3 protein-coding genes are annotated in these 2673 nt (G+C 40.9%); all 3 read right to left on the bottom strand.

Annotation, left to right across the window (positions count from 1 at the left end; genetic code table 11):
- Positions 1-140: 140 nt before the first annotated feature.
- The 3 genes from HMPREF0027_RS05955 to HMPREF0027_RS05945 all read right to left on the bottom strand — a co-directional run bounded on the left by HMPREF0027_RS05955 (position 141) and on the right by HMPREF0027_RS05945 (position 2655).
- Positions 141-929 (bottom strand): enoyl-ACP reductase FabI, encoded by a 789-nt coding sequence (locus HMPREF0027_RS05955; protein WP_005623007.1) that lies wholly within the window; start codon positions 927-929, stop codon positions 141-143.
- A gap of 205 nt (positions 930-1134) precedes the next feature.
- Positions 1135-1863: a carboxy-S-adenosyl-L-methionine synthase CmoA gene (gene cmoA, locus HMPREF0027_RS05950; RefSeq protein ID WP_005623006.1), complete on the bottom strand. Its 729-nt coding sequence runs from the start codon at positions 1861-1863 to the stop codon at positions 1135-1137.
- A 6-nt stretch (positions 1864-1869) separates the two neighbouring features.
- Positions 1870-2655, bottom strand: coding sequence for an alpha/beta fold hydrolase (locus HMPREF0027_RS05945; protein ID WP_005623005.1), 786 nt, complete (start codon positions 2653-2655; stop codon positions 1870-1872).
- Positions 2656-2673: the final 18 nt, after the last annotated feature.

Here is a 2673-nt window from a genome sequence, read left to right as displayed (position 1 = left end):
ACTACAGCCCCTTAATTTATTGGATAGCATAGCAAAATACAGCAGAGAAAGACTGGCTAAAATTCTGATTCTTCGCTCAAGATCGCAGAAATAAAAAACGGACGCTAAATTGCGTCCGTTTTTGTTTATTGATAGTCGAATTATTCTTCGCCTAACTCGCCCATTGCGGTAATGCTGAAACCTGCATCAACGTGTAATACTTCACCGGTTACACCTGAAGCTAAGTCTGAACATAAGAACGCTGCTGAGTTACCTACATCATCGATTGTTACGGTACGGCGTAACGCTGCAGTTTTCTCGAATGCAGAAAGCATTTTCTTGAAGTTTTTGATACCTGATGCCGCAAGTGTACGGATTGGACCTGCAGAGATTGCATTGACACGGATACCGTCTTTACCTAAATCTGCCGCCATTACACGAGTTGCTGCTTCTAATGAAGCTTTTGCTAGACACATTACGTTGTAGTTAGGAATCGCACGTTCCGCACCTAAGTAGCTTAAGGTTAAAAGTGCTGCATTTTCATTTAAGTATGGACGCGCCGCTTGTGCCATTGCAACGAAGCTGTATGCACTGATATCGTGTGCGATACGGTAGCCTTCACGTGTTGCTGCGTTTACATAATCACCGTCTAATTGATCGCCCGGTGCGAATGCAATTGCGTGTACGAAACCGTCAAATTTTTCCCACTTTTTGCTTAATTGGGTAAAGCAGTTTTGGATTGATTCGTCTGTTGCTACATCTAATGGTAATACGATATCTGAACCGAATTCTTTCGCAAACTCTTCAACACGTGGTTGTAATTTATCATTTAAATAAGTGAACGCAAGTTCTGCGCCTTGTGCTTTCATTGCTTTAGCAATGCCGTATGCGATAGAACGGTTACTTGCAAGACCCGTTACTAAAATGCGTTTACCTGTTAAAAAGCTCATGCTGGATTCCTTTTGAACATTATCGAAGCGTGGTTTACGCTTACTTCATATAAAACAAAGGGCGTATGCGATACGCCCCTACGAAATTTTGCAGATTATACCGAAAAAACGACCGCTTGCGCAAATTTCCTGAGATTTCATTCGTAGTAAGCGGTCTGATCCGAGCAGTTTTTTGCAAAATTTTTGATGAATTTGACCGCTTAATTTATTTGATCGCAATCATTGAACCGAAGTTGAAACATTGGAACCAAAGTTCGATTTGAGAAAAACCGGCTTGTTTTAAGCGATCTTTATGGGTTTCAATGCTATCGGTTAGCATCACATTTTCGAGAGCGGTACGTTTTTGGCTGACTTCAAGTTCGCTATAACCGTTGGCACGTTTAAAGGTGTGGTGTAGGTCAATGAGTAATTCATTCATTGTTTCATTGGCAAAGGTAAATTTTTCAGATAATACCAAAATACCGTTCGGGTTTAAGCCGTGATAAATTTTAGTCAGCAATTCAAGGCGATCTGCGCGAGGTAAGAATTGCAGGGTAAAGTTTAGTACTACCATCGAAGCATTTTTGATCTCGATATGGCGAATATCGTCACAAAGGATCTCTACCGGTACTTCAGAGTGATAAGCATTAATATGCGAGCGGCAGCGTTCCACCATCGGTTGAGAATTATCTACGCCAATAATTTTTACTTGATTGGTTTGTAGATTACGGCGAATCGATAAAATGCCGGTACCACGAGAACAACCTAAATCATAGACTTGTGATCCTTCGGTTACGAAACGCTGCGCCAACATACCAATTGCCGTAATAATATTCGAATAGCCTGGCACGGAACGCTGGATCATATCAGGAAACACTTCGGCAACCGATTCATCAAAAGTAAAATCACCAAGTTTTTCAATTGGTGCGGAAAAAATCCTATCTTTACTACTCATATCTTGTTATTCCTTGTCTAAAAATTTTTGAATGGCACGTGCGACCGTTTCCGGTTTTTCAGCGTGTACCCAATGCTGTGCATTGGCAACGACAAATGATTTCGCTTGTGGAAATTGCTTCAGAATCGTGTCGGTGTCTTTCGCTTGAATATAATCGGACGCACCGCCTTTGATAAATAAAGTCGGTTTATCAAAAAAGACCTCGTTCCAGCCCATCAAATTTTCATAGTTTGCTTTAATTGAGGTTAAATTGAAGCGGAAATAATCCGGTTTTTGCGGATCGAATGCTTTTAACATAAATTGTTGCTCGCCTTCGTCTTTCACATATTGCGCTAGCACGGTTTTGGCTTGCTGGCGGGTTGCCGGTTGAGCGGATTTAACGGCAAATAAACCAGCAAAATTATTGTTATGACGATGAGTTGGATTGGCAGTTGGCGCAATATCAATCACGACTAATTTTTCGACTAGAGCAGGTGCAATATCGGCTAAAGTCATTGCAGTTTTGCCGCCCATCGAATGACCGATCACAATATTGTCCGCTAAATCTAAATGCTCTAACAATGCTTGTAGATCTTGCGCCATTAATTGGTAATTCATTTTATCGGAATGAAAAGATTGACCGTGGTTACGTAGATCCACGCGTAAGATATTAAATTGCTCACTAAATTGGCGGGCAATAATGCCCAAATTATTCATATCGCCGAATAATCCGTGCAAAAAAACCATGGTTTGTGAATCGGCTTTTTCTCTTGCCGGTTGGAATTGATAATTAAGATAAGTATTTTCTGTCATAAGTTATTATTTTGGGGG

The organism is Actinobacillus ureae ATCC 25976, from assembly GCF_000188255.1.
In the GTDB taxonomy this organism is placed as follows: Bacteria; Pseudomonadota; Gammaproteobacteria; order Enterobacterales; family Pasteurellaceae; genus Actinobacillus; species Actinobacillus ureae.
This window is presented reverse-complemented; position numbering and strand designations above follow the sequence as displayed.